Below are 25,957 nucleotides of genomic sequence, written 5' to 3'. Positions count from 1 at the left end.
GCGGAAGCGGGCTCTGGCGGACGCAGGCCTTGCTCGAATCGAGCGCCGTTGGAATCAGCCGCCGAGCAACAGGCTCAGCGCGACCAGGATCAGGAACGCCGCGAACACCCGCTTCAAGGTGTCGCCATGCAGGCGATGCGCCAAGCGTGTGCCATAGGGCGCGGCGATCACCGAAGCCACGGCCACGCCGATCGCCGCGGGCAGGTACACATAACCGATCGCGTACTGCGGCAACGCGCCCGGCGGCGCGTTGAAGGCGTAGCCGATCGCGCTGGCCAGGCCGATGGCGACGCCGCAGGCCGAGGACGTACCGACCGCGCGCACCGGCGCCACGCCGCGCCAGACCAGCAACGGCACGGTCATGCTGCCGCCGCCGATACCGACCACCGCCGACACCGCGCCGATGCCCACGCCCGCGCCCGACATCGCCGCGCCCTGCGGCGGCGGCGCGTCCTCGCCGAGCGCGGCGCGCGTCTTGCCGAACAACAGCTGCGCCGCGGCGATGAGGCAGTAGCCGGCGACGATCCAGCGCAGCCATTCGCCGTCGATGCGCACCGCGACCCAACTGCCGAGCCAGCCGCCGACCAGCAACCCGGGCACCATCCAGCGCACCGTCGGCCACAGCACGCTGCCGCGCTTGGCATGCGCGCGCGCCGAGGCGGTGGCGGTGAGCACGATGCTGGCCAGCGAACTGGCCAACGCGGTATGCATGGCCGCTTCCTGCGGAATGCCGAACGCCGGCGCGATCCAGGCCAGCGCCGCCACCAGCACCAAGCCGCCGCCGACGCCGAGCAGCCCGGCGAGCACGCCGGCGATGACGCCGAGGACGAGGAAGACCAGCCAGATCGCCATGCGGATACTCCTGCAGCGCAGCGGCACCGAGCGCTGCCAGGCGTTCGATTCTGCACTACTGTGCGGACGCGGGTGCGGGCATGGGTACGGGTGCGGGCGATCGCGATGGATGGTTTCGGCGTGTCGCTCTCAAACAGTCATCCCCGCACGCCCACGCCGTCATCCCCGCGAAAGCGGGGATCCAGAGACTTCAGAGCCTGTCGCGGTGAAGCCCTGGATGCCCGCCTGCGCGGGCATGACGATAGGTAGGTTTCGCCGCGCCTCTTTCCAGCCGTCATCCCCGCGAAGGCGGGGATCCAGAGACTTCAGAGCCGTGTCGCGATAAAGCCCTGGATGCCCGCCTTCGCGGGCATGACGACAATTGGGTTACGCAGCCGCTCTCTCCCGCAACACACGCGACCGCGTTCGCGCTTCGCCCTCATCCACGCTGCGTTCACATAAGACATTCATGCGCGCTCGGCTATAGTCCGGCGATGCTCCCGCGCCCTCTTCCCCTGCTCGCCGCCGCGCTGATCGCGGCCATCGCCACCACCGCCTGCGCCCAGACCACCGCGTCGACGCCGGCGCAGCCCGCGGCCAGGCCGCCGGCCTTGCGCGCGCCGCCGGCGCCCAACGTCGATCCGCAGTTGCCGCGCGTGCGCGCGGCGCTGGACGCGGCCGAACGCGCCGGCTTCGACGCCGGCCAGTACGCCGACATCGCCCGCCATCCGCTGTACGGCTGGGTCGAGTACGCCGCGCTCCGCCGCACCATCGACAACGTCAACGACGGCCAGGCCCAGGAGTTCCTCGCCCGCCGCGGCAACGAGGCCTCCGGCGAAGCGTTCCGCGAGGTCTGGCTGGCCGCGGCCGCGCGGCGCGAAGACTGGAACGCCTTCCTCGCCGCGTGGACGCCGAAGAACCGCGCCGGCAAGGACCGCGGCGCGCAGTTGCGCTGCGCCGAATTGAACGCGCGCCAAGCGCTGGGCCGCGCCGACGCGCAATGGACCAAGGACGCCCAGGCGATCTGGCGCAGCAGCGGCAAGTCGCTGCCCGACGCCTGCGACGCGCCGTTCGCGGTGCTGGCCGCGCAGGGCGGGCTGACCCCGGAACTGCGCTGGGAACGCATCGATGCCGCCGCCGCCGAATGGCAGCCGGCGGTGATGCGCGCCGCGGCGCGCGGGTTGCCGGCCGATCAGTTGGCGCAGGCGAACGACTACGCGGCGTTCCTGGACAACGTCAACGAACGCGCGCTCGCCTGGCCCAAGACCGAACGCAGCCGCAAGATCGCCAGCTTCGGCCTGGCCAAGCTGGCCAAGGCGCAGCCGGCCAGCGCCGAGGCGCAGCTGCCCAAGTACGCCAACGCGCTGGGCTTCAGCGACGAAGACCGCGGCCGCGTGCTGTACCAGACGGCGCTGTGGTCGGTGGCCTCCTACGACGCCGAATCGGCGCGCCGGCTCAACGCCGTGCCCGAGGTCGCCTATGACGAACGCCTGCACGAGTGGCGCGCACGCGAAGCGATGGCGCGCTCGGACTGGAACGCGGCGCTGGCGGCGATCCGCAAGATGGGCGCCAAGCAGCGCGGCGAATCGCGCTGGGAGTATTTCGAAGCGCGCCTGTCCGAACGCGCCGGCGACAAGGCCACCGCCAACCGGCTGTACCGCGAGGCGGCCAAGAACGCCGACTTCCACGGCTTCCTGTCCGCCGACAAGCTCGGCGCGCCGTACACGCTGTGCCCGCTGCAGCCGGCCGACGCGCCGGCCGCGCGCGCGCAGGTGGCGCGCGATCCGGCGCTGGTTCGGGCGATGGGCCTGTTCCAGATCGAGCGCACAGCGTGGGCGATCCGCGAATGGGACGACGCGCTGAGCCGCTTCGACGACACCCAGCGGCGCCTGGCGATCGAGATCGCCCAGGGCTACAACTGGTTCGACCGCGCGGTGTTCTCGCTCAACAAGACCCCGCAGGAGCAGCGCCTGTACTACCTGCGCTTCCCGCTGCACCACGGCGAGACCATCCGCCGCGAATCGCTCAAGAACGGGCTCGACCCGGCCTGGGTCGCGGCCGAGATCCGCGCCGAGAGCGTGTTCAACCCGACCGCGCGCTCCGGCGCCAACGCCATGGGCCTGATGCAAGTGCTGCCCGGTACCGGCGCGCAGGTGGCCAAGAGCCTGGGCCTGCCCTGGGGCGGCGCGGCCAGCCTGTACGACTCGGACACCAACATCGTCCTGGGCACCGCCTACCTGCGCCAACTGCACGACAAGTACGGCGGCCAGCCGCATTTCGCCATGGCCGGCTACAACGCCGGCCCGGCGCCGCTGGCGCGCTGGCAGTCGCAGCGCCCAGGCATGGAACCGGACTTCTGGATCGAGACCATCAGCTACAAGGAAACCCGCGAGTACGTCGCCCGCGTGCTGGCCTTCAGCGTGCTCTACGATTGGCGCATGAACGGCGACGCGCTCAGCGTCAGCGACCGCCTGCGCGGCGTCACCGACGCCAAGCGCAAGCCCTTCGTCTGCTCGGCCACCGCCGCCACGGCCAGCGCGCCGCTGCCGGCGGAAACCGAGTGAGGCCGCCGCCGTGGCCCGTCGTCACGTCCTGATCCTGGGCGGCACCGGTTTCGTCGGCCGCCACCTCGTCGCCCATCTGCTGCGCGAGCGCTACCGCGTCACCGTGCTCAGCCGCGGCGTGGATCCGTCGAAGAAGAAAAAGCTCAGCCGCGACGCCAGCATCATCGAAGGCGACGTGGCCAACCCGGATTTCCTGCGCGCGGTGCTCGACGACGTCGACGCGGTGGTCAATCTGGTCGGCATCCTCAACGAACAGGGCGACACCGGCCGCGGCTTCGAGCACGTCTACGTCGAACTGCTGGAGGCGCTGCTCGACGCCATGCGCGACATGGGCGTGCGCCGGCTGCTGCAGATGAGCGCGCTCAACGCCGGCACCGGCCAAAGCCATTACCTGGAAGCGCGCGGCCGCGCCGAGCAGAAGGTGCGCGCGTCCAAGCTCGACTGGACATTGTTCCGCCCGTCGGTGATCGCCGGCCCCGGCGACGGCCTGTTCTGCCGCTTCGACGCGCTGCTGCGCTACGCCCCGGCGCTGCCGATCGGCCGCGCCAACGCGCGCTTCCAGCCGGTGTGGGTGGGCGATGTGACCCAGGCCTTCGTCAACGCGCTGGCCGACGACGCCCACGTGCAGCGCAGCTACAACCTGGTCGGGCCGCAGGTCATGACCCTGGGCGAGATCGTGCGCGCCAGCGCGCACGGCCGCGGCCGCCTGCGCGCGGTGCTGCCGCTGCCGGACGCGCTGGGCAAGCTGCAGGCCGAGATCGGCGAGCACCTGCCGGGCAAGCCGATCAGCCGCGACAACTGGCGTTCGCTGCAGACCGATTCGACCAGCGTCGAGAACGGCTTGCTCAAGCTCGGCATCGAACCGACGCCGGTGCTGTCGCGCCTGCCGGAAATCCTCAGCGCCTGACTGCAGGTGCGGCGCGAGCCGCGACCAACCGCAGCGACGTACGAAAGCGGCCCATCCGAGGTTCGGATAGTCGGCTGCTTTCTGAGGGGCGAGCGCCGGATTGCCGGGCTTCGGCACGAACGCTTTCGTACATCGCTGCGGTTGGCCGCAGCTTGCGCCGCTCCTACAGGGGTTCTTCCCACTGCGCTAGGATGCGCAGCACACCTCACGCGAAAGGAATACGCCATGGGCCTGCTCGACACCCTGCTCGGCCACGCCGGCGCCAAGTCCGCCGACAAGATCAACCAGGACTTCGGCGCGCTGCTGGCGCCGGGCGAGACCGTGCAGCGCGCCTTCGGCGAGATCCGCGACCTGATCGTGTTCACCGACCGCCGCCTGATCCTGGTCGACAAGCAGGGCGTGACCGGACGCAAGACCGAATTCCTCAGCCTGCCCTACCGCAGCATCGTCATGTTCTCGCTGGAAACCGCGGGCCATTTCGACCTGGAAGCCGAACTGCGGCTGTGGGTATCGGGCCAGCCCAATCCGATCGTGCGCCACCTGGGCCGCAGCGCCGGCGCCGAAGACATCATCGCGTTGCTGGCGCAGAACGCGCCGCGCTGAAGCGCGGCGGCATCGGGACTTCGCAGGCGACGAGGACGGCGACGCCGCTTCGTTCCGATACGCGGCCAAGCGGAACGGATCCGCATCGGCAAAGATCGCCTCGCGGTTCCACGGAGAAAACGCAATGAAGACTTATCTCGTCGGCGGCGCGGTCCGCGACAGCCTGCTCGGCCTGCCGGCGGGCGATCGCGACTACGTGGTCGTCGGCGAAACCCCCGAGGCGATGCTCGCCGCCGGCTTCAAGGCCGTGGGCAAGGATTTCCCGGTGTTCCTGCACCCCGACACCGGCGAGGAGTACGCGCTGGCGCGCACCGAGCGCAAGTCCGGCCGCGGCTACCGCGGCTTCGTCGTCGACGCCGATCCGGCGGTGACGCTGGAGGACGACCTGGGCCGGCGCGACTTCACCATCAACGCCATCGCCCGCGACGAAGCCGACGGCCGCCTGGTCGATCCCTACGGCGGCGCGCGCGATCTCGAAGCCAAAGTGCTGCGCCATGTCGGCGAGGCGTTCGTCGAGGACCCGCTGCGGGTGCTGCGCGCGGCGCGCTTCATGGCCCGCTTCGCCGCGCACGGCTTCCGCGTGGCGCCGGAAACGATGGCGCTGATGCGGCGCATGGCCGAATCGGGCGAACTGGGCGATCTGGTCGCCGAACGCGTGTGGCAGGAACTGCGCCGCGCGCTGCGCTGCGAAAAGCCGTCGGCGTTCCTGCGCACATTGCACGAGGCCGGCGCGCTCGGCGTCGTGCTGCCGGAAGTCGAAGCGCTGTACGGCGTGCCGCAGCGGCCGGAGTACCACCCGGAAGTCGATACCGGCGTCCACACCGAAATGGTCGTGGACATGGCGGCCAGGCTCGCGCCCGGCGACGACCTGATCGGCTTCGCCGCGCTGACGCACGACCTGGGCAAGGCGCGCACGCCGGCCGAGTTGCTGCCGCGCCATCACAACCACGAGCACAACGGCCTGGAGCCGCTGGCGCAGCTGTGCGCGCGGCTGAAAGTGCCGACCGAGCATCGCCTGTTGGCCGAGGCGGTGTGCCGCGAACACCTCAACGTGCATCGCCTCGGCGAGATGCGCCCGCGCAGCGTGTACGAGCTGATCGCGCGCTGCGACGGTTGGCGCAACCCGCAGCGCATCGAGCAGATGGCGCTGGTGTGCGAGGCCGACAAGCGCGGCCGGCTGGGACTGGAAGACGGCGATTACCCGTCGCGGCAGGCGCTGGTCGATGCGCTGCACGCGGCACTGAAGGTGCGCGCGAGCGATCTGCCGCCGGGCCTGAGCGGCCCCGCCATCGGCGAGGCGATGCGGCGCGCGCGGATCGCGGCGATCGCGGCGCGACGCAAGCAGCAAGACTGAAGCGATGGTGCGTATCTACCTGTAGGAGCGGCGCAAGCCGCGACCGCGACAACGCAACCATGACGCCAGCTTCGGCGTAGTTGCGTTGTCGCGGTCGCGGCTCGCGCCGCTCCTACAGGGATGCTGCGAACCGCCGCGGCGAGGCCGCGACGGTTCGCATGCGGTCAGAAGCGGTAATCCGCCCGAATGTAGTAGCTGCCGCCGTTCATGCCGAACGGCAGCGTCTCCCAGCCGTACTTGAAGCCCAGCTCCGGGAACGGCGCGCCGCTGACCCGATCCCACTTGTCCGGATAGGTGTCGAAGATGTTGTTGCCGCCGACGGTGAAGCTGATCTGCTCGTTGAGCTTGTAGCGCACCGAGAAATCGGCCAGCCACTTGCCGCTCCAGGTCTGCTTGATCCCCGGGGTGAAGCCTTCGCCGGTGACCGGGCCGTAGTAGTTGGCGCGGCCGGTGAACTCCCACGGGCCGGTTTCGTACACGCCTTGCAGCACGTGGTGCTGGCGCGGCTGGCCCTTCTCGATCAGGGTCACCTGGGTGTCGTCGAACAGCACGTTCGGCGGCAGGATCGTCGACTGCGAGCGGCGCGCCTTCACTTCGGTTTTGTTGAAGTGCACCAGCGCAGTCAGGGTCAGCTTGGAACCTGCGGCGAATTCGGTGTTGTGGTTGGCCACCAGGTCCACGCCGGTGGTCTGGGTGTCGATGGCGTTGGTGAAGAACAGCACCTGGCCGACGCCGATCGGATCCAGGATCGCGCGGATCGGGCAGTTGCCGTTGCCCGGCGCGCACGGCTGGCCGTTGGTGCCGACGCTTTCGGGCTGGATGTTGCTGGAGAAGATGATGCGGTCGTCGATGTCGATGCGGAACACGTCCATCGTCAACGAGAAGCGGTCGGTCGGCTTGAGCACGAAGCCGATCGAGCCGCTCTTGGAGGTTTCCTCCTTCAGCGGCTCGATCCCGAACGCGCGCGTCACCGCGCTGTTCTGGCGCGCGGTCAGGGTGTCGGTGAGCTCGCCGGCGGCGTTGAGGTTGGTCGAGCGCTGGCTGTAGAACAGCTGCTGCACGCCCGGCGCGCGGAAGCCGGTGGACACGGTGCCGCGCAGGGCGAACTTCTCGTTGGCGTCGAAGCGCGCCGACAGCTTGCCGGTGGTGGTGTTGCCGAAGTCGGAGTAATCCTCGTAACGCACCGCCGCGCCGAGCAGGAAGCGGTCGCTGAGGTTGGTTTCCAGGTCCAGGTACGCCGCGTAGTTGTGGCGGCCGTCGTCGATCGCCTCGTTCGGCGAGAAGCCCGGGAAGCCCTGCATGCCCGGCTGCGCGGTGTCGCCAGTCTGGCCGACGATGTTGATCGCGCGGTTGTTGGTGCGGCCGTAGGTGTAGGTCACCGGCGCGCCGGCGCGGATCTGGTATTCGTCCTTGCGGTACTCAAGGCCGGTGCCCAGGTACAGCGGGCGGTCGTTGAAGCCCTTGAGCGTGCCGCGGAAATCCAGGTTCAACGTGGTCTGGTCGAACTGCAGCGTGCCGGTGTCGGCCTTGGTCGGCGATTCGGCGTAGATGCCGCCGCCGGGCTTGGGCTCGTACCACCAGCTGACGTTGACCGAGTCGGCTTCCTCGAAGCCGAACTTGCTGCGGCCGCGGTTGACCGACACGTCCCAATCCCAGTTGTCGTTGATCGGCGCCTTGTAGCCGACCGCGAGCGAGGTGTCGTCGACCTTGGTGCGGATGTTGGGCAGGAAGCCGTTGGGGTACAGCGCCGGCACCGTGCGGTTGTCGCCCGGGCTGCGGAAGAAGCCGTAGGAATCGCCCTTGCGCTTGGACAGGCCGCCGAACCAGTACAGCTCGCCGCGGCCGACCGGCAGGCCGCCGTTGAACCAGAAGTAGGCGTCGGTCGCGTCCGCGTCGCCCAGGCGCTGGGTCACCCGCGGCGGGCTCACGCGCAGGCTGTCGGGGCCGGCGCGGTTGGTCGCGCCGCGGTCGCGGTACTCGAACGACAGGTTGAGGAAGCCGTCGCTGCCGAGCTTGACCCCGGTGTTGACCGAGGCCGAGTAGTTCTCGCCGTCGCCGGCGTAGTTCTGCCCGGCCTGCACCGAGACCTGGGTCTCGTTGGTCTGCTTCTTGAGGATGATGTTGATCACGCCGGAGATCGCGTCGGAACCGTACTGCGCGGCGGCGCCGTCGCGCAGCACTTCGATGCGCTCGATCGCCGACAGCGGGATCGCGTTGATGTCGGTGCCGGCCGAACCGCGGCCGATGGTCTGCTGCACGTTGACCAGCGCCTGCTGGTGGCGGCGCTTGCCGTTGACCAGCACCAGCACCTGGTCGGGGCCGAGCGAGCGCAGCGTGGCCGGGCGCAGGATGTCGGTGCCGTCGCTGACGAAGGTGCGCGAGAAATTGAACGAGGGCTCCAGCATCTGCAGGATCTGGCCGACCTCGGTGGCGCCGGTCGCCGTCAGTTCCTCCTTGCCGATCACGTCCACCGGCGCCGCGGTGTCCTCGGCGGCGCGGCCGCGCGCGCGCGAACCGGTCACTTGCACCGCGTCGAGCGTGGTCGCATCGCGGCTGGCCGGCGCCGCCGGCTGCTGTGCGGACGCGGCGGGAACGACGGCGATCGCGGCGATGGCGGCGGCGACGGCCAACGCCAGTCGGTGGCGGTACTGCGCTGGGGACATGAGTCGGTTCCTTGCGAAGGTAGAGGCGGGCGCCCGTGGCCCGCGCTGGAGCCTCACGGCTTCTTAACCTTTTCGCAATACGCCGCGTGACTGTGCCGACTTTGCCTTTGTGACGCTTTTCCTACTACGACGAATCGGCTAGCCAGCGTTCAGACCCGAATGGGTTGCGCGTCACCGAATGAGGGAAGGCGTAAAGGTGGCGGGATCGCACCGCACAGGCACGCCGCCGACGCATTCATGAATTCGCTGAAGCGCACGGCACGGGTGCGCGCAGCGGACGCCGCCGCGCAGGCCGCGGCGCCGCGATCAGCGCCGCGCCAGTGCCCGGTCCAGGCGCTGCAGCCACACGCCCGCCGGCGTGCGCGCCAGCCACAGGCCGGCCAAGGCGCCGAGGCTGTTGGCCAGCGCATCGGCCGCATCGCCGCTGCGCGAATCGGTGAGCTTGGCCTGGGCGAACTCCAGCGCCACGCCCAGCGCGATCAGGCCCGCCGTCGCCAGCGCCTGCGCGCGCACCCGCGCGAACAGCATGCCGGCGTACAGCGACAGCAGCAGATAGGCGGTGAAGTGCTCGACCTTGTCGAAGCTGTCGAACGGCGTCGGCGGCAGATCCTTGGCCGGCATCAGGCAGGTGGCGATCACCGTGGCGATCATCGCCAGCCACAGCGCGATCCACAGCGCCGGGCGATGGAACTCGCGCAGCGTCTTGGACGCGGTCACAGGCGGTGGCTCAGGTCGCCGGCCATGAACGCCACGCCGAACGCCACGTCCTTCTCCAGCCCCATGACCTGGAAACGCTCGCCCATTTCGCTGGGCAGGGTCAGCTTCTTGACCTCGTTGAGGCGGCGCTGCTTCTCGACCGGATCGGCGATGGTCTCGATGCGCTTGAGCACTTCGTCCAGGCCGTTGCCGAGCAGGAAGCTGGCCTGCGAGCAGTAGCCGGCCAGGTCGAAACCGGCGCCGACGCCGGCCTCGACCAGCGCGGTGAAGTCCACCGACGCGGTGAGGTCCTGCAGGCCGGGCCACAGCAACGGTTCGGCGTGAACGCGATGGCGGTAATAGGCGCGCAGGGTGCCGTCGTCGCGTTCGGGCGCGTAGAACTCGCTGCGCGCGTAGCCGTAATCGACGAACAACAGCGCGCCGCGGCGCAGGCCGCCGGACACGGCCTGGATCCAGTACGGCAGCTGCGGCAGCACTTCGGAGCGATAACCGTCGGCGAAGCGCTGCTCCAGCCCGCGCTGCACATGCAGCACGGCGTTGGCGAGAAAGCTGTCGGCCGGGCGCAGCTCGCGCTTGAAGCCGTCGCCGTCGCTGGCGACGTGTTCCTCATAGACTTCGCCCTCGCGCACGGCGAAGCGCGGCGTCGGCAGCGCGTCGATCACTTCGTTGGCGAACACCACGCCGTCCCACTCGTCGCCGAACGGACCGTCGAGCCATTCCACCAGTTCGAACAGCGGCGGCGTCAGCCGCTGCATCAGGCGTTCGCGCTGGCGTTCGCGCAGCTGCGCGCTGGGTTCGAGGATGGCGTAGCGGTCGGGCAGCGCGTCGAGTTCGAGCAGGCGCTTGAGCGCGACCTCGGCGAACGCGCCGGTGCCGCCGCCCAGTTCCAGCAGCCGCGCCTGCGCGCCGATCTGCTGCAGCACCGGCGCCAGCGCCTGCGCCGTGCACGCGGCGAACACCGGGCCGAGTTCGGGCGCGGTGACGAAATCGCCTTCGTCGCCGAACTTGCTCGCGCCGGCGCTGTAGTAGCCCAGGCCCGGCGCGTACAGCACCAGCTCCATGAAGCGCGAGAACGCGATCGCGCCGCCGTTCGCGGCGATCTGGTCGTGGATGAGGCGGGTCAGGCGCGCGCTGTGGGCGAGCGCGTCGGCATCGGGGAGCGGCAGGTCGAGAGCGGTCACGGGCACGGCGGTGGCGAGCGGGCGCCCAGGATAAAGCAGCGCGGCTTTGCGGACCCGGGCGGCGCGCCGCGCGCCGGCAGCGGCCATACTCGCCGCCACGCCCGCGCCCGAAGGACCGCCGCCATGAGCACCGTCGACCCCGCCCTCGCCCGCCGCCGCCAGCGCCTGCAGGCGGGCGCGCCGGCGCGGCCCGGCTGGCGCGCCTGGCTGCTGGTCGCCGCCTGCGCCGGGTTGTGGGCGATGTTCGGCTACGGCGTCGGCGACGTGGCGACCTATCCCATCGCCACCGGCTACCTGGCCCCGGAGCTGCAACCGCCGAACGCAACGCCCGGGCTGCTGTGGATGCTGTTCGTCGGCGTGTTCGGCGCGATGATCCTGGGCTTCGGCGTCGACGCCGTGCTCAGCGCCGCGCTCGGCGGCATCGGCGGCACCCTGGCCGCGTTCGCGGTCAATCTCGCGGCGATCGCGCTGGGGCTGTGGCGCGGCGCCGCCGACCGCTGGGTGGCGCCGCCGCGGCCGGGCTTCTTCGACCCTGCCGCCGCCCTGCCCTGGGGCGCGGGCGGCTGGCTGTCGTGGACCGCGCAGTATTGGGCGCCGGCGCTGCTGGCTGCGCTGGCCGCGTTGCTGGCCTGGGCCGCGCTGGCCGCGCGCCGCCGCCATCTGCGCCAGCAACGGCGCATGCGCGAGACCCTGGCCCAAGGCCAGCGCACCACCGGCTTGGTCACCGAAACCCAGCACACCGGGGTGGAAGTCGGCAACGAACCGCGCATCCGCTTCGTCGCTCGCTTCACCGACCACCTGGGCGCCGAGCGCTGGGTCACCAAGACCGGCCAGTTCGACGCCAGCCGGGTGCCGCGGGTCGGCGACGAGGTGCAGGTGTGGTTCCTGCGCGAGGCGCCCGGCGACGAGGACCGCATCGTGGTCGGCTTCGGCAGCGCCGAGGACGCGCAGATCGAAGAGCGGCTGGCCGCGCAGTGAGCCTAACTGGCTGAACAGGGCTGTCCCGTGGCCGTGCCGGGGCCGCCGCCGACCTGCGCTGAACGCGGCGAAGCACGGGAAAAACGCACCGCGCCACTGCAAACGGCCATACCAGCCCACGGAAATTTGTGATTTAACTCACACTTTCTTCGCTTGTCGCATGCAACATGGCTCCCCGGTTCCGCATCGACAAGGACGCCTCGGCATGAGCAACCCCGTTGCCGCGATCGAGATCGAACACCGCGTGATCGAACACAGCCGGCTGCTGCCGCCGCCGGACCGCCTGCCGCCGCGGCTGTGGCTGCTGCTGGCGCTGTGCGCCGCCGGCTGGACCCTGTGCGGCTACGCGCTGGCCGGCGCGCTCGGCCAGCCGCCGCAGGCGATCGCCCCGGGCGCGCCGCTGCAGGCGCTGCTGTGGTCGCTGCTGGCCGGCGGCTTCGCCGGGCTGATCTTCGGCGTATTCGTCAACGCCGACCTGGGCGCGCGCTTCGGCCTGGCGGTGGCGCTGCAGACCGGCCTGGCGCTGGCCGTGGCCGCGCTCGCCGCCGGCTTCGCCCTGGCCCGGGCCTGGCCCTGGCATCCGCAGGCGGCCCTGACCGGCTTGGCCGCGGGCTGGCCGCAGTGGCTGTTCGGCGACGCCCCGCGCTCGCTGCCCGCCTCCTTCGCCCTGATCGCGCTGTTGTTGACCCTCGGCGCGATGGTGTGCCTGCGCCGCTATCGCGAACGCGACCGCCGCGTGCGCGAACTGCTCGCCCACGGCGTGCGCGTGGCCGGTACCGTCGTGCACACCGAACACGTCGGCACCGAGGTCTATAACCCGTCGCGGGTGCGGGTGGTGGTGCGCTTCGACGACCACGCCGGCACCGAACGGCGCGTGGCCAAGATCGGCGATTTCGACCCGCGCGCGCTGCCGCGCGCCGGCGAACGCGTGCTGGTGTGGTTCTATCCGCACGCCGCCGACGACGACCACCGCATCGTGGTCGGTTTCGGCGAGCGGCCACAGTTGTCGCAGGCCTTGGGCTGAGCGCGCGCCTAAGCGCATAAGCGCGAAGGCCGCCCTCGCAGGCGGCCTTCGTCGTTTCCCGCGGCGGGCGAACGCCGCTCAGCGCTGCGGCGATTCCAGCGCCAGGCCTTCGAACCCGGCCGGCACTTCGCCGTCGGTGGCGTAGCGGTACAGCGCGGCCGAATACACCCCGCCCAGCGCGCTCTGATACACCGCAAGCCCAAGCAGGGCGAGCACGGTGATCGCGCCGATCAGCACCGCCAGCGCGCTCGAGGCCGTGCCTAGCAGCCAGGCCAGGCCGAAGCCGATCACGGCCACGCCCACCATCGCCGCGCCGCAGGCCAGACCGATGCCGACCATGCCGGCCGCGCTCTCGCCCCAGGTGCGCTTGAACATCGCCACCGAGCGCTTGATCGCGTCCATCGGGCCGACGTCCTCGGCCACCAGCACCGGCACCACCAGGAAGGTCGCCATGGTCCAGGCCGCGCCGAGCGCGCCGCCGATCAGGCGCACGATGATGTTGTTGTCGCGGTCCTTGAGCGCGTTGAGGATCATGCCGACGGTGGCGGCGATGGCGGCGTAGCCGGCGATCGTGCCGATCCGCGCGGTCGCCGCGCGCAGCCCGTCGCGCAGGGTCGGGTCGCCGCCTTCCAGCCGGATCATCGCCGCGCTGACCAGCGCGCAGTTGCAGAACACGATGACGAAGTACTGGCAGAAGTAGAACGCGAAGGCGAACGCGATCGTGCCCGGGCCGTAACCGTCGCGGAACAGGTCCAGCGCCAGCGCCGGCACCAGGAAGGTCGCCAGCACCACCAGCACGCAGGCGGCGGAAATCACCGGAAACACCAGCAGTTCGCGGTCGGAATGCAGGACCGAGGCGCTGGCCTTGGCCAGCTCCCAACTGCGCTTGATCTTGTCGAACATCGTCTCTCCCCAGAGCTTGATGACGGCGCATCGTCGGCGCTGCGGCGGCGCGGCGCAAGTGGGGAACGTCGTCGCCCGGCGCGGGCGGCGGCGATGCGCCGCGGTGCGGACCGGCGCGGGGAACGCGGAGGCGGGTTGCAACCGCGGTCGAGCCGCAGCCGGACGCGCCTCAGCCCGGCGCGCGCTCGCGCTCGATGCGCACGCCGACGCCGCGCGCGTTGCGGATCGCGCCGGGCTTGGTCAGCTTGAGCGCCACCCGGCGCACGCCGAATTCCTCGATCACCAGCGCCGCGACCCGCTCGGCCAAGGTCTCGACCAGGCCGAAGCGCGAGGCGGCGACGAACGCGCTGATGCGCGCGCACACCGCCGAATAATCCAGGGTGTGCTCGATCGCATCGCTGGCCGCGGGCGCGCGGTTGTCGAACTCCATCTCCAGATCGAACACCAGCGGCTGGCGGATCTCGCGCTCCCAGTCGTAGATGCCGATGACGGCCTCGATTTCCAGGCCTTCGATGAATACGTGGTCCATGAGCGTGTGCGCGGGCCGGTGCAGTCGAGGATGCGGCGCAATGTACCTGAGCGCGGCGAGGCTTGTCGCCGATGCGGCGACGGTGCGGCGGTACGGGGAGCTTCGTCGTGGTTTCGTCGTCGCGGTCGCGGCTCGCGCCGCTCCTACAGTCGGATACGAAACTCGCCGCAGCCCCTGTAGGAGCGGCGCAAGCCGCGACCGCGACCCCGCGCCTACGACGAACGCCCCACCTCGGCCGCGACGCCGCCAGCGCCGATCACACCGCTTCCAGCAACGCCATATCCCACCGCGGCGTCACCCGCACCGACGCATCCGCGCGCTGCCCCGCCTGCAAACGTAGCGCGCCGGCGTAGGCGATCATCGCGCCGTTGTCGGTGCAGAACATCGGCCGCGGGAACGCGACCCGGCCGCCGCGCTTGCCTGTCATCGCCGCGAGCTTGACGCGCAAACGCTTGTTGGCGCCGACGCCGCCGGCCACCACCAAGGTGTCGCAGCCGGCCGCGTCGAGCGCGCGTTCGCACTTGATCGCCAGGGTGTCGACCACCGCGTCCTCGAACGCGCGGGCGATGTCGGCGCGGGTCTGCTCGCTCTTGTCGCTGTTCTGCCAGGCCAGCAGCACCTGGGTCTTCAAACCGCTGAAGCTGAAATCAAGGCCGGGCCGGTCGGTCATCGGCCGGGCGAACTTGAACTTGCCCGGCACGCCGAGCTCGGCCTGCGCGGCCAGTTGCGGGCCGCCGGGGTACGGCAGGCCCATCAGCTTGGCGGTCTTGTCGAAGGCTTCGCCGGCGGCGTCGTCGAGGGTTTCGCCGAGCAGCCGGTACTCGCCGATGCGGTCGACCGCGACCAGTTGGGTGTGGCCGCCGGACACCAGCAAGGCCACGAACGGCGGCTCGGGCCGGCCCAGCGGGTCGTCCTCCATCAGCGGCGCCAGCAGATGGCCTTCCATGTGGTGCACGCCGATCGCCGGCACGTCCAGGGCCCAGGCCAGGGCGCGGGCGACGCCGGCGCCGACCAGCAGCGCGCCGACCAGGCCGGGGCCGGCGGTGTAGGCCACCCCGTCGATTTCGTCGGTGCGCAGGCCGGCCTCGGCCAGGGTCTGGCGGATCAGCGGCAGCAGCTTGCGCACGTGGTCGCGGCTGGCCAGCTCGGGCACCACCCCGCCGTACTGCGCGTGCAGGGCGATCTGGCTGTAGAGGGCGTGGGCGCGCAGGCCGGTATCGGTGTCGTAGACGGCCACCCCGGTCTCGTCGCAGCTGGTTTCGATACCCAGGACGTTCATCGGGCCGGGCCCTCCAGGCGGCCGCGGAGCCCCGTGGGGGCTGGCGCGGCGGCCGATTTCTGGGAGAATGTCGCGTTCATACCGCCTATGTTGCACCTTCCGTCCGAGCACCGCTATAATGCGCGGCTCTTCTCCCGGCCTGCCCGGGCTGGTCCTTTAACGAGAAAACGTATGCCCAGCGTCAAAGTCCGCGAAAACGAGCCTTTCGAGTTTGCCCTGCGCCGCTTCAAGCGCACCTGCGAGAAGGCCGGCGTCCTGGCCGAGACCCGCAAGCGCGAGTTCTACGAAAAGCCGACGCAGGAACGCAAGCGCAAGGCCGCTGCCGCGGTGAAGCGTCAGGCCCGTCGCGCTTCGCGCGATGTGACCAAGCGCCAGCGCCTGTACTGATCGCGCTTTCCGCGCTGCACCGGCTTCGCGGCCGGCGCTTGCGAGGAACGACCATCGAGCCGGCTGCGCCTCGTGCGCTGCCGGCTCTTTGCGTTTGCGGTTCGGCGAACCCCGGCCGCGGCGGCCCGCCCACCGGGCCCGGCGGCCGCGTTCTGCGCCCCCTTCTTTCCCCCTACCCCGGATTCGTCCCATGAGCCTCAAGCAACGCCTCACCGAAGACATGAAGGCCGCGATGAAGAGCGGCGACAAGCATTCCCTGGGCGTGATCCGCCTGATCAACGCCGCGATCAAGCAGAAGGAAGTCGACGAGCGCATCGAGCTCGACGACACCGCGGTGATCGCCGTGCTCGACAAGATGGTCAAGCAGCGCCGCGATTCGGTGACCCAGTTCGAAGCCGCCCAGCGCGACGACCTGGCCCAGATCGAGCGCGAAGAGGTCGTGGTGATCGAGCGCTACCTGCCTGCCAAGATGGGCGAGGCCGAGATCCTGGAAGTGCTTGAGGCCACCATCGCCGAAGTCGGCGCGACCGGCCCGGCCGACCTGGGCAAGCTGATGGGCCCGCTCAAGGCCAAGCTCGGCGGCAAGGCCGACATGGGCCAGGTCTCGGCGCTGGCCAAGAAGCGTCTGGCGGGCTGAGGCTTCTCAGGTCCGCTCCAGCCCGCCGCCGGATGCGGCGGGCCCGATGTTCCCCGGACGCGGCCTGGGCCGCGCCCGGTTTTCGACGCCCGCAAGGGCCGCACACCTGGAGGTGCACCATGCAACGCCATCGTTTCGCTACCGACTGCTTTTACTCCGCCTGATCCGCAGGCCGTCAACGGTCCGCCGGACCGTATCGAGGACGCACCGCTCGATCCGCGCGAGGACGCGCTTCTCCACAGCATCCCGCCGACCGATACGTCCGACGAAACGGCGCTCGGCGCCGGCGCGTCGGTCGAGATCACCCGCAAACGCCGCAAGGGCTATCCCTCCGAGAGCCGCGTCAAGCGCGGCCGCCGCTTCGTGCATGGCGACAAGGAACTGGTCGAGAAGCTCGGCCGCAACGATCCCTGCCCGTGCGGCTCGACCCGGAGGTTCAAGGCGTTGCTGCCTGAGCGGCGGACGTTTTGAGGGCGTGCTGCGGGGCGATTACTTCCGCGAGTAAGACTTGAGCCGGCGCGGCGTGAAGCTGCGCCGGCTTTTTCGTGTTCGGCCTGGGGCGCAGCCGGAGGCTTTCCCGGCTTCGCGGCGACGCGACGCGGCGCGGCGGGCCGGGTTGCGCGGTCGCGGCTCGCGCCGCTCCTACAGGGTCTTCGGCCGGCTTCGGATCCGACTGGGGCCGCGGCGCGAGCCGCGACCGCGAGATCGCAACCACGATGCGACCATCGAACCGCGCGCCTAACGCCGCGCCAACACACGCCTAACCGGCTTGTCGGATACTGAACGCGACGCCGTCCGGCGCCGCCGCCTTCGCCGCATGCCTTCGAACGATATCCGCCGATCCGATCAGGTTTCGCCCGTCGATGCCGACGCCCCCGGCCGCGACGGCGAGCGCTCGGCCGCCGCCGGGCTCGCCCACGACGCCTTGCAGCGCGTCCAGTCGCTGCAGACCCGGCTGGAGCAGAGCTGGCCGGGCAAGTTCGTCCAGCGCTTCGTCGATTACGACATCCTCGCCCTGGCCGCGGCGTTGTCGTTCTACACCCTGCTGTCGCTGGCGCCGTTGGTGCTGATGGTGCTGTGGCTGAGCACGGCGCTGTACCCGTCGGCGCAGGAGGAATTCTTCCGCCAGATGGGCCTGCTGGCCGGCAACGAGGTCGAGAACACCGCGCGGCTGATCGTCGCCAACGCCCAGCACCGCCCCGGTACCGGCTCGATGGCCGCGCTGCTCGGCACGCTGGCGCTGCTGGTCGGCGCCTCGGCCGTGTTCGGGCAACTGCAGGCCGCGCTGAACCGGGTGTTCCGCAGCGACGCCAAGCGCCTGGGCGGGCTGGCGGTGTGGCTGCGCAAGCGGCTGCTGTCGTTCGGCATGGTCATCAGCGTGGGCTTCCTGCTGGTGGTGTCGATGGCGGCCCAGGCGGCGCTGCAGTTGCTGATCGCCTACGTGCCCGACCTGCTGCCGGCGTTCGCCGCGGCGTTCTCGTTCCTGCTGTACGCGGCGGTGTTCGCGGCCATGTACCGCTGGCTGCCGGACCGGCCGGTGACGCGCCGGCGCGCGCTGTTCGGCGGCGCGCTGACCGCGGGCATGTTCATGCTCGGGCGCAGCGCGATCGGCCTGTACCTGGGCCAGGCCAGCCTGGGCACCGCCTACGGCCCGGCCGGCGGATTGGTGGTCATGCTGGTGTGGATGTACTACTGCGCGGTGGTGTTCCTGGTCGGCGCGCTGATCACCGCGATGCTCGACGAGCACGCGCGGGTGCGCCGGCGCCTGGCCGAGGAGCGCGCCGCGGCCGGCCTGGACGCGGCCTGAGCCGGCGCGCGGGGCCAACCGCCCGCCGCGGTCGCGGCCGCTGCGCCCCGCCCGTGGCATCCTAGTCGCCGCTTCCTTCCAGACTCCGCCGCCCGCCCGGGCGGCCCCGGCATGGCCCGCATCCCCGACGGCTTCATCGACGACCTCCTCGCCCGCACCGACATCGTCGAGGTGATCGGCGCGCGCGTGCCGTTGAAGCGCCAGGGCAAGGAGTACTCGGCGCGCTGCCCGTTCCACGACGAGCGCTCGCCGTCGTTCTGGGTCTCGCCGACCAAGCAGTTCTATCACTGCTTCGGTTGCGGCGCGCACGGCACCGCGATCAGCTTCCTGATGAACTACGACCGCCTCGAGTTTCTCGACGCGGTCGACGAGTTGGCCAAGCGCGTTGGCGTGGAAGTGCCGCGCGACACCCGCGCGCGCAACGAGAACTCCGACACCCAGGATTTGATCCACGCGCTGGAAGCCGCGCAGCGCTTCTTCCTGCGCCAGTATTCGACCAGCGGCAAGGCCCAGGGCTATCTGGACAACCGCGGCGTCAGCATCGACATCCGCGACCGCTTCGGCATCGGCTACGCGCCCGACGGCTTCAACGGCTTGCGCGACGCGCTGGGCACCGACGAGCGCCGGCTCAAACTGCTCGACCGCGCCGGCCTGCTGTCGAAGAACGACAGCGGCCGCGTCTACGACAAGTTCCGCGACCGGGTGATGTTCCCGATCCACGACCGCCGCGGCCGGGTGATCGCCTTCGGCGGGCGCGTGCTGGACAAGGACGACGGCCCGAAATACCTCAACTCGCCGGAAACCCCGCTGTTCCACAAGGGCCGCGAGTTGTACGGGCTGTGGCAGGTGCGCCAGACCCACAACAAGATCCCGCGGCTGATCGTGGTCGAGGGCTATATGGACGTGATCGCGCTGTTCCAGCACGGCGTCGACACCGCGGTGGCCACGCTCGGCACCGCGACCACGCCCGATCACGCCGAGCTGCTGTTCCGCAACGCCGCCGATGTCTACTTCTGCTTCGACGGCGACCGCGCCGGCCGCGGCGCGGCGTGGAAAGCGGTGGAATCGGTGCTGCCGCGGATGAAGGACGGGCGCCAGGCGTTCTTCCTGTTCCTGCCCGAGGGCGAGGATCCGGACACGCTGGTGCGGCAGGAAGGCGCCGACGGCTTCGACCGCCGCTTGCAGGAGGCGATGCCGCTGTCGCAGTTCCTGTTCGACAGCCTCGCCGCCGACGTCAACCTGCACACGCTCGAAGGCAAGGGCCGCCTGGCCGAGCGCGCCAAGCCGCTGCTCACGCAGATTCCCGACGGCGCCTTCGCCGACCTGATGCAGCAGCGCCTGACCGAACTGACCGGCGTCGGCGCGCGCGCGGCCTCGCCGCAGACCCACGTGCCGGCGCAGCGCGCCAGCGCCGCGCAGCGGCCGGCGGCGACGCCCAAGCGCTCGCTGGTGCGCAGCGCGATCGCATTGCTGCTGCAAAAGCCGGCGCTGGCCGCAGCGCTGGAACCGCCGTACGGATTCGCCCGGCTCAACCAACCGGGCGTGGACTTGCTGGTCGAGATCGTCGATGTGGTGCAGCAACGCCCGGAAATCAGCACCGGCGCGCTGCTGGAGCATTTCGCCGAGCACGCGCAGATCGGCGCGCTGCAGAAACTGGCCAGCCAGAGCCTGCCGGGCAACGAGGAGCATCTGCAACGCGAGTTTCTCGATGCGATCGAGCAGTTGCAGAAGCAGACCGTGGTGCAGCGGTTGGACGAGTTGCAGGCGCAGCAGCGCGATGGCGGGCTCGGGGATGCGGAAAAGCGCGAGTTGCTGGCGTTGTTGCAGATGCGTGCGGGATTGCAGCGGGCGCAGTAGGCCTGTGCATGGCTGCACAAGCCGGCGGTAAGCGCTGCGACCGCGACATCGCGCTTGCGACGCGAGCGGTTACCCCGCGGTCGCAGCTTGCGCAGCTCCTACAGGTCGGACTTCGGGCTGAGCGGCGATCTTGCTACGTCGCTGCGGCCGCTCCCTGTAGGAGCGGCGCGAGCCGCGACCGCGACACCTCGCTTGCGACGCGAGCGGCTACCCCGCGGTCGCGGCTCGCGCAGCTCCTACAGCCGCGCTTCGGGCATTCGCCTCAGCCCCATACCTCGTTCATCACCCGCGCGAAGTTCCCGCCGAGGATCTTGCCGATGCGCGCGTCGCTGTGGCCGCGCGCGGACAGCAGCGCGGCCAGGGTTTCGAACCGGCGCGGAGCGTTGAGGCCTTCGACGTAGAGATACACCGTCTCGCTCTCGCCCGGTGCGGAAATGCCGAGCTTGCGCCGTTCGCGGATCGATTCGGCGTGGTCGCGCTTGTAGCTTTCGGTCAGCGCCACCGCCGAGACCAGGTTATCGGTGCCGATGCCGACGTGGTCTTCGCCGCAGACGTCGAGCGCGTGCTCGAGGTGGCGGATCACGTCGGCCGCGCCGGGCTGGCCGCTCTCGCGCAGGAACGGCATCAGGTAGATGCCGACCACGCCGCCGCGCTGGGCGCAGGCGCGCAGTTCGGCGTCGGTCTTGTTGCGCGGGCGCTCGACCAGGGCCGCGCAGCCGGTGTGGCTGATCAGCACCGGCGATTTCGAGGCCGCGATCGCCTCCAGCGCGGTGCGGCGGCCGCTGTGGGCCAGGTCGACCAGGATCCGGCGCTCGTTGAGCCTCTCGACCAGGCTGTGGCCGAACTTGCTCAGGCCGGCGTCGCCGGGCTCCAGGCAGCCGTCGCCGGCGAGATTGCGCACGTTGTAGGTCAGCTGCACCGTGCGCAGGCCGAGCCGGTGGTAGTCGTCGATGCGCTCGAGCTTCTCGCCGATCGGCGCGCTGTCCTGGAACTGGTAGACCACGCCGAGCTTCTTCTCGCGACGTGCGCGTTCCAGGTCGGCGCCGCTGCGCACCGCCAGAAAGGTGTCGGGATGCAGGGCGATCTCGTTTTCCCAGGCGGCGATGTCGCGCACGGTCGCTTCGAACGCGCCTTCGTACTGCGCCACCGGGCCGACCGTGGTCTGCAACACGCGCAGGCCGCTCTCGCGCGCCTCGGCGAGCAGCTTCGGCGACAGCAGGTCGCCGGGCTTGGCCTCGTCGCTGCCGATGAAGCCGCAGGCATCGACCACCATCGCCTCGGCGTACGGCGCCCAGCGCAGCGGCGGCGCGGCCGCGCGCAACGCGCCGGCCCAGCCGCCGGCGAGCGCGCCTGCGCCGGCCAGCGCGCTGTGGATCAGGAAACTTCTGCGATCGGGCATTTCATTGCACTCCCCAGTTGAGATGCCATCGCGCGCGCCCCAGCGCGGGCGATGGGAAACAGGCCGCGTCGAACCGATGCTTACGCAACGCGAGCGCTGCGAACGAACGTGCTTCTCGCGCACGCGCTGCGATCGGATCGAATCGGCACGATTGCAGACAACGCACTCTAGGCGGAACGCCGGCCTAGGTAAGCCGTGACTTTCGGGAGGGATCGCCGCGGCGCCGGCGCGCTAAGCTCGGGCTTCCTGCGCCGCTCCCGCGGCGCGCCTTGGCCTGCGCGTCGCGCACGGCCGTCCCGGGGAGACCGCCGATGAGCCTGCGCCGCCTGCTGCCCAGCACCACGTTCCTGACCGCCACCGCGCTGGCGCTGGCCTGCGCCGGCGCCGCCCACGCGCAAGCCGCCGCGCCGGTCGAACGCCTGCACCAGGGCAACCGCACCAGCGAGAACGTGCCGGTGGTTCCGGCCGAACTGCTGGAACGCCTCAACCGCTACCAGAACACCCGCGGCGCCAATTTCGCCGGCTGGACCCAGGACGGCTGCCTGCTGATCTCCACCCGCTTCGCCGAAACCTCGCAGGCCCACCGCGTGTGCGCGCCGCTGGGCATGCGCGAGCAGCTCACCTTCTATCCCGAACCGGTCAACGCGCTGACCGTGGCGCCGGGCGCCGCCGACGGCTTCGTGTTCGGCAAGGACGTCGGCGGCAACGAGTTCTGGCAACTGCACTGGTTCGACCTGGCCACGCGCCAGACCCGCCTGCTCACCGACGGCAAGTCGCGCAATCAATCGCCGCTGTTCTCGCACGACGGCAAGCAGCTGGCGTACAGCAGCACCCGCCGCAACGGCAAGGACACCGATGTGTGGGTCGGCGGCTTCCCCGACGGCCAGGCGCGCGCGGTGGTGACCGAGGGCGGCCAGTGGAGCGCGCAGGATTTCTCGCCCGACGGCAAGCAACTGCTGGTGATCAAGTACGTGTCGGCCAGCGAGTCGTACCCGGGCCTGGTCGATCTGGCCAGCGGCAAGCTGAGCCTGTTCCCGGTCGACGGCGGCAAGGCCTCGATCAGCGACTTCCGTTTCTCGCGCGACGGCCGCTCGGTCTATTACGTCTCCGATGAGATCGTCGCCGGCAAGCCGCAGGAATTCCGCACTCTGCGCCGGCACGAGCCGGCCAGCGGCAAGTTCGAACTGCTCAGCGACAAGATTCCGTGGGACGTGGACCGGGTCGCGTTGTCCGAAGACGGCAGCCGCCTGCTGTTCGTCAGCAACGAGGACGGCATCGGCAAGCTGCATGTGCTGTCGCTGCCCGAGCACAAGGAAATCGCGCTGCCGGCGCTGCCGGCCGGCGCCATCGGCGGCGTGGATTTCTCGCCCGACGGCAAGCGCATCGCGCTGTCGATCAATTCGGCGACCTCGCCCAGCGACGTCTACGTGATCGACCTGCAGGCGCGCCAGCTGGCGCGCTGGACCCGCAGCGAAGTCGGCGGGCTGGATTCGTCCAAGTTCGTTGCGCCGACGCTGGTGCGCTATCCCACCTTCGACAAGGTCGACGGTAAGCCGCGCACGATTCCGGCGTTCTACTACCGGCCCGCCGGCGCCGCCGCGGGCAAGCAGCTGCCGGTGCTGATCCAAATCCACGGCGGCCCGGAAGCGCAGGCGCTGCCGACCTTCAACGCCGCCGCGCAGTTCCTCGCCAACGAACTCGGCGTGGCCGTGCTGGTGCCGAACGTGCGCGGCTCGGCCGGCTATGGCCGCACTTACCTGGGCCTGGACAACGCGGAGAAGCGCGAGGATTCGGTCAAGGACATCGGCGCGCTGCTGGACTGGGTCGGCAAGCAGCCCGAACTCGACGCCAAGCGCGTGGGCGTGTACGGCGGCAGCTACGGCGGCTACATGGTGCTGGCCTCGCTGATGCACTACAGCGACCGCATCCGCGCCGGCGTCGACGTGGTCGGCATCTCCGACTTCACCACCTTCCTCAACAACACCGAGAGCTACCGCCGCGACCTGCGCCGCGCCGAGTACGGCGACGAGCGCGTCCCGGAGATGAAGGCGGTGTTCGACCGCATCTCGCCGCTGAAGAACGCCGGCAAGATCCGCTCGCCGCTGTTCGTCGCGCAAGGCAAGAACGACCCGCGCGTGCCCTACACCGAGGCCGAGCAGATCGTGAAAGCGGTGCGCGCCAACGGCCAGCCGGTGTGGTTCCTGATGTTCGACGACGAGGGCCACGGCTTCCAGAAGAAGGCCAACTCGGATTACTTCAGCGCGGCGATGATGCTGTTCCTGCAGCAGCATCTGATCGGCGAAGGCGCTGCGACGCAGCGCTGAGGCAGATGCGCCCTCGCGCTTGTGCGCGAGGGCGATTCATTGATGCCGGCCGCTGCCGGCAATCCCCCTGTAGGAGCGGCGCGAGCCGCGACCGCGACAATGCAGCTGCGACGCAGGTTTCGTCGTGGTTGCGATGTCGCAGTCGCGGCTCGCGCCGCTCCTGCAAAAAGCGGGTCGTGCGGTTTGCGGGCTTCGGGGTGAGGCGCTTTCGTGCGTTGCTTCGGTTGGTCGCGGCTCGCGCCGCTCCTACAGTCGGGATCGCGGCATCGGCCGATCTCGCCGATGCCGGATGGGGTCGACCCTACCCCGCCCAGGCCGAAGTCTTTGAATTGAAACAACTCTCTGGGGTTTTCCCTACTGGGGTTCAGGTCGGTTTCTAGCTAGTTTGTGCTGCAACGCAAGCGCCTGCAGGCACACTATGAGCGAACCGATCCGCGCCGGCCTTGCCGCCTCTGCGCCGCCGTTGCCGGCCGACGAAGCCGCGCAAACGCTGCAGCGCGCGACGCCGGAGCAGGCGCGCGCCCAGGTCGATGCGCTCGACGACGAGGGCCTGCGCGCGCTGGGCGAACAAGTGCGCGCGCTGCCGCTGGCCGAGCGCGAAACGCTGGCCAACGAACTGGCGGGCAAGCTCGACGCGCCGCAGCTGCAGAAGCTGGAAACCGCATTCGGCCGCGAAGCCATCGGTGAAGCGGTAGAGCGACGCGGCGGGCCGCAGCTGCGCGAGGCCTACGCCGCGCTGCCGCGCGAGGACGGCGCGGTCGCACGCTTCGTCGATGGGCTCAAGCAAGGGCTCGCGTTGTCCACGGACGAACTGCCCGTCGATCATGCCGATCCCGGCAAGACCCGCGACATCTCCGCCCAGGTCGTCAATCCCGACGGCGGCGAAATCAACGACGCCACCTGGACCGTCGACGACCGCGGCCGGCCGATTCACGCCGAAGGCACCCTGCGCACCGTGTTCAGCGACCTCGACCGCGGCGACGCGGAAACCGCCGCGCAACGCACCGCCGCCGACCGCGGCGTCGACGGCGATCAGGGCGGCCACCTGCTCGGCCACCGCTTCGTCACCGACCAGGGCCTGAAGAACCTGTTCCCGCAGAACGGCAACTTCAACATGGGCGCCTACAAGACCCTGGAGAACGAGTGGGCGGCGTGGATCGACAAAGGCATGGAGGTGCGCGTGAGCATCGACCTGAGCCCGCGCGAGGCCGACCGACCGGACCGGGTTCGCATTTCCTATGAGGTCCTCGACCCCGCCGACGGCCACAGGGTTTACGATCAGCGCGTGAGCTTCGACAACCGCGCCGGCCAGCGCTACGACCGCGTCGATGCGGGCGAGATGGACGGACTGATCGCGGCCAGCTGACCGCAAGGACCACAAGCACGACATGAACAGAGACGAATTGCTCGGCGAAATCGCGCGCCTGATCGTGGTCGACCCCAAGGTCGGCGAGCGTCCGTGGGACGGCTACGCGCTGATCGCCTGGTACGGCGAAGGCATCAGCCGCTTCAACGGCTTCCGCTACGACAAGGGCCAGCCCGGCGAAGCGCTGACGCCGTCGGGCGTGGAGATCGAGAACCGGCTGGAGGAACTGCGCCGGGTCACCCAGAAACCCGGCGAATCGCCGTGGCGGGTGTGCATCATGCGCATCAACCGCGAAGCCGCCGAGGTGGCGATCGATTTCGAATACGAAGAACCGGGCAAGTGGTACGTCACGCCCGACAGCGCGGCGGAGATCGCCGAGCGCGTGCGGCCTTGTTGAGCGGTTGGAGTTAACTGCGGGCGTCGTGCCCGCGAAGGCGGGCTGTCGGGGCTTCGGACCCACACCACCGTCATGCCCGCGAAGGCGGGCATCCAGGGCCTCATCGCGACATGGCTCTGAAGTCTCTGGATCCCCGCGTTCGCGGGGATGACGGATTGAGAGAGGCGCTGCGAAGTCCATAGGCCGCGCCCGCGAATCCCACACGACCGTCATGCCCGCGAATGCGGGCATCCAGGGCTTCACCGCGACA

General features: G+C 70.3%; 22 protein-coding genes. 14 read left to right on the top strand and 8 right to left on the bottom strand.

Features of this window, described 5'->3' with window-relative positions; translation table 11 throughout:
• Window positions 1-54 precede the first annotated feature (54 nt).
• Entirely contained in the window at window positions 55-852 is a 798-nt protein-coding gene (locus BLU84_RS23005) for a sulfite exporter TauE/SafE family protein (RefSeq protein ID WP_232518366.1), read from the bottom strand.
• 473 nt (window positions 853-1,325) lie between these two features.
• Here BLU84_RS23005 and BLU84_RS23000 point away from each other — a divergent pair, with 473 nt between their 5' ends.
• From BLU84_RS23000 to BLU84_RS22985, 4 genes are all read left to right on the top strand, one after another.
• Window positions 1,326-3,395 (top strand): lytic transglycosylase domain-containing protein, encoded by a 2,070-nt coding sequence (locus BLU84_RS23000; protein WP_083383043.1) that lies wholly within the window; start codon window positions 1,326-1,328, stop codon window positions 3,393-3,395.
• A 10-nt stretch (window positions 3,396-3,405) separates the two neighbouring features.
• The gene (locus BLU84_RS22995) at window positions 3,406-4,302 is read left to right on the top strand and encodes a complex I NDUFA9 subunit family protein (protein ID WP_074872598.1); all 897 of its coding nucleotides are present in this window, start codon (window positions 3,406-3,408) and stop codon (window positions 4,300-4,302) included.
• Between the two features lie 225 nt (window positions 4,303-4,527).
• The gene (locus BLU84_RS22990; protein WP_074872597.1) at window positions 4,528-4,905 is read left to right on the top strand and encodes a PH domain-containing protein; all 378 of its coding nucleotides are present in this window, start codon (window positions 4,528-4,530) and stop codon (window positions 4,903-4,905) included.
• Between the two features lie 124 nt (window positions 4,906-5,029).
• On the top strand, window positions 5,030-6,259 hold the full coding sequence (locus tag BLU84_RS22985; protein WP_074872595.1) for a multifunctional CCA addition/repair protein: 1,230 nt from the start codon (window positions 5,030-5,032) through the stop codon (window positions 6,257-6,259).
• Window positions 6,260-6,423: 164 nt separating this feature from the next.
• Here the strand turns inward: BLU84_RS22985 and BLU84_RS22980 are convergent, their stop codons facing one another.
• The 3 genes from BLU84_RS22980 to BLU84_RS22970 all read right to left on the bottom strand — a co-directional run bounded on the left by BLU84_RS22980 (window position 6,424) and on the right by BLU84_RS22970 (window position 10,820).
• Window positions 6,424-8,922: a TonB-dependent receptor plug domain-containing protein gene (locus tag BLU84_RS22980; RefSeq protein WP_074872592.1), complete on the bottom strand. Its 2,499-nt coding sequence runs from the start codon at window positions 8,920-8,922 to the stop codon at window positions 6,424-6,426.
• Between the two features lie 306 nt (window positions 8,923-9,228).
• On the bottom strand, window positions 9,229-9,639 hold the full coding sequence (locus BLU84_RS22975) for a VanZ family protein (protein ID WP_425479441.1): 411 nt from the start codon (window positions 9,637-9,639) through the stop codon (window positions 9,229-9,231).
• On the bottom strand, window positions 9,636-10,820 hold the full coding sequence (locus BLU84_RS22970; protein ID WP_324610491.1) for a class I SAM-dependent methyltransferase: 1,185 nt from the start codon (window positions 10,818-10,820) through the stop codon (window positions 9,636-9,638). The genes BLU84_RS22975 and BLU84_RS22970 overlap by 4 nt, the downstream gene beginning before the upstream one ends.
• Before the next feature lie 123 nt (window positions 10,821-10,943).
• On the opposite strand from BLU84_RS22970, the gene BLU84_RS22965 reads away from it, so the two are divergent.
• Together BLU84_RS22965 and BLU84_RS22960 are read left to right on the top strand one after the other, a co-directional pair.
• Complete coding sequence (locus tag BLU84_RS22965; protein ID WP_074872590.1) at window positions 10,944-11,798, top strand: DUF3592 domain-containing protein; 855 nt, start codon at window positions 10,944-10,946, stop codon at window positions 11,796-11,798.
• Window positions 11,799-12,003: 205 nt separating this feature from the next.
• A complete protein-coding gene (locus tag BLU84_RS22960; RefSeq protein WP_074872588.1) occupies window positions 12,004-12,822 on the top strand; it encodes a DUF3592 domain-containing protein in 819 nt (272 codons plus the stop codon).
• A gap of 78 nt (window positions 12,823-12,900) precedes the next feature.
• Here the strand turns inward: BLU84_RS22960 and BLU84_RS22955 are convergent, their stop codons facing one another.
• The 3 genes from BLU84_RS22955 to tsaD all read right to left on the bottom strand — a co-directional run bounded on the left by BLU84_RS22955 (window position 12,901) and on the right by tsaD (window position 15,533).
• On the bottom strand, window positions 12,901-13,725 hold the full coding sequence (locus BLU84_RS22955; protein WP_074872586.1) for a DUF6159 family protein: 825 nt from the start codon (window positions 13,723-13,725) through the stop codon (window positions 12,901-12,903).
• A gap of 169 nt (window positions 13,726-13,894) precedes the next feature.
• Window positions 13,895-14,254: a dihydroneopterin aldolase gene (gene folB, locus BLU84_RS22950; protein WP_074872584.1), complete on the bottom strand. Its 360-nt coding sequence runs from the start codon at window positions 14,252-14,254 to the stop codon at window positions 13,895-13,897.
• Between the two features lie 256 nt (window positions 14,255-14,510).
• Window positions 14,511-15,533, bottom strand: coding sequence for a tRNA (adenosine(37)-N6)-threonylcarbamoyltransferase complex transferase subunit TsaD (gene tsaD, locus BLU84_RS22945; protein WP_074872581.1), 1,023 nt, complete (start codon window positions 15,531-15,533; stop codon window positions 14,511-14,513).
• A gap of 171 nt (window positions 15,534-15,704) precedes the next feature.
• Here tsaD and rpsU point away from each other — a divergent pair, with 171 nt between their 5' ends.
• The 5 genes from rpsU (at window position 15,705) to dnaG (ending at window position 20,221) form a co-directional block, all read left to right on the top strand.
• Window positions 15,705-15,920, top strand: coding sequence for a 30S ribosomal protein S21 (rpsU, locus tag BLU84_RS22940; protein ID WP_031371286.1), 216 nt, complete (start codon window positions 15,705-15,707; stop codon window positions 15,918-15,920).
• A 190-nt stretch (window positions 15,921-16,110) separates the two neighbouring features.
• Window positions 16,111-16,557 carry a GatB/YqeY domain-containing protein gene (locus tag BLU84_RS22935; protein ID WP_074872579.1) on the top strand — a complete coding sequence of 149 codons (447 nt, stop codon included), beginning with the start codon at window positions 16,111-16,113 and terminating at the stop codon, window positions 16,555-16,557.
• A gap of 363 nt (window positions 16,558-16,920) precedes the next feature.
• On the top strand, window positions 16,921-17,028 hold the full coding sequence (locus BLU84_RS28935) for an SEC-C metal-binding domain-containing protein (protein ID WP_198419997.1): 108 nt from the start codon (window positions 16,921-16,923) through the stop codon (window positions 17,026-17,028).
• Between the two features lie 346 nt (window positions 17,029-17,374).
• Window positions 17,375-18,364: a YihY/virulence factor BrkB family protein gene (locus BLU84_RS22925; protein WP_083383041.1), complete on the top strand. Its 990-nt coding sequence runs from the start codon at window positions 17,375-17,377 to the stop codon at window positions 18,362-18,364.
• A 111-nt stretch (window positions 18,365-18,475) separates the two neighbouring features.
• A complete protein-coding gene (gene dnaG, locus BLU84_RS22920) occupies window positions 18,476-20,221 on the top strand; it encodes a DNA primase (protein ID WP_074872575.1) in 1,746 nt (581 codons plus the stop codon).
• Window positions 20,222-20,483: 262 nt separating this feature from the next.
• Here dnaG and BLU84_RS22915 read toward each other — a convergent pair whose 3' ends face one another.
• Window positions 20,484-21,620, bottom strand: coding sequence for a dipeptidase (locus tag BLU84_RS22915; RefSeq protein WP_074872573.1), 1,137 nt, complete (start codon window positions 21,618-21,620; stop codon window positions 20,484-20,486).
• A 311-nt stretch (window positions 21,621-21,931) separates the two neighbouring features.
• On the opposite strand from BLU84_RS22915, the gene BLU84_RS22910 reads away from it, so the two are divergent.
• From BLU84_RS22910 to BLU84_RS22900, 3 genes are all read left to right on the top strand, one after another.
• Complete coding sequence (locus BLU84_RS22910; RefSeq protein WP_083383040.1) at window positions 21,932-23,944, top strand: S9 family peptidase; 2,013 nt, start codon at window positions 21,932-21,934, stop codon at window positions 23,942-23,944.
• Between the two features lie 418 nt (window positions 23,945-24,362).
• The gene (locus BLU84_RS22905) at window positions 24,363-25,310 is read left to right on the top strand and encodes a DNA/RNA non-specific endonuclease (RefSeq protein ID WP_074872571.1); all 948 of its coding nucleotides are present in this window, start codon (window positions 24,363-24,365) and stop codon (window positions 25,308-25,310) included.
• A 22-nt stretch (window positions 25,311-25,332) separates the two neighbouring features.
• A complete protein-coding gene (locus BLU84_RS22900) occupies window positions 25,333-25,707 on the top strand; it encodes a hypothetical protein (protein WP_074872569.1) in 375 nt (124 codons plus the stop codon).
• Window positions 25,708-25,957: the final 250 nt, after the last annotated feature.

Origin of the sequence: Lysobacter enzymogenes (assembly GCF_900106525.1) — a bacterium.
Lineage (GTDB): Bacteria > Pseudomonadota > Gammaproteobacteria > Xanthomonadales > Xanthomonadaceae > Lysobacter > Lysobacter enzymogenes.
The sequence above is the reverse complement of the archived record's forward strand: the minus strand, read 5'-3'. Positions and strand labels throughout refer to the sequence as shown.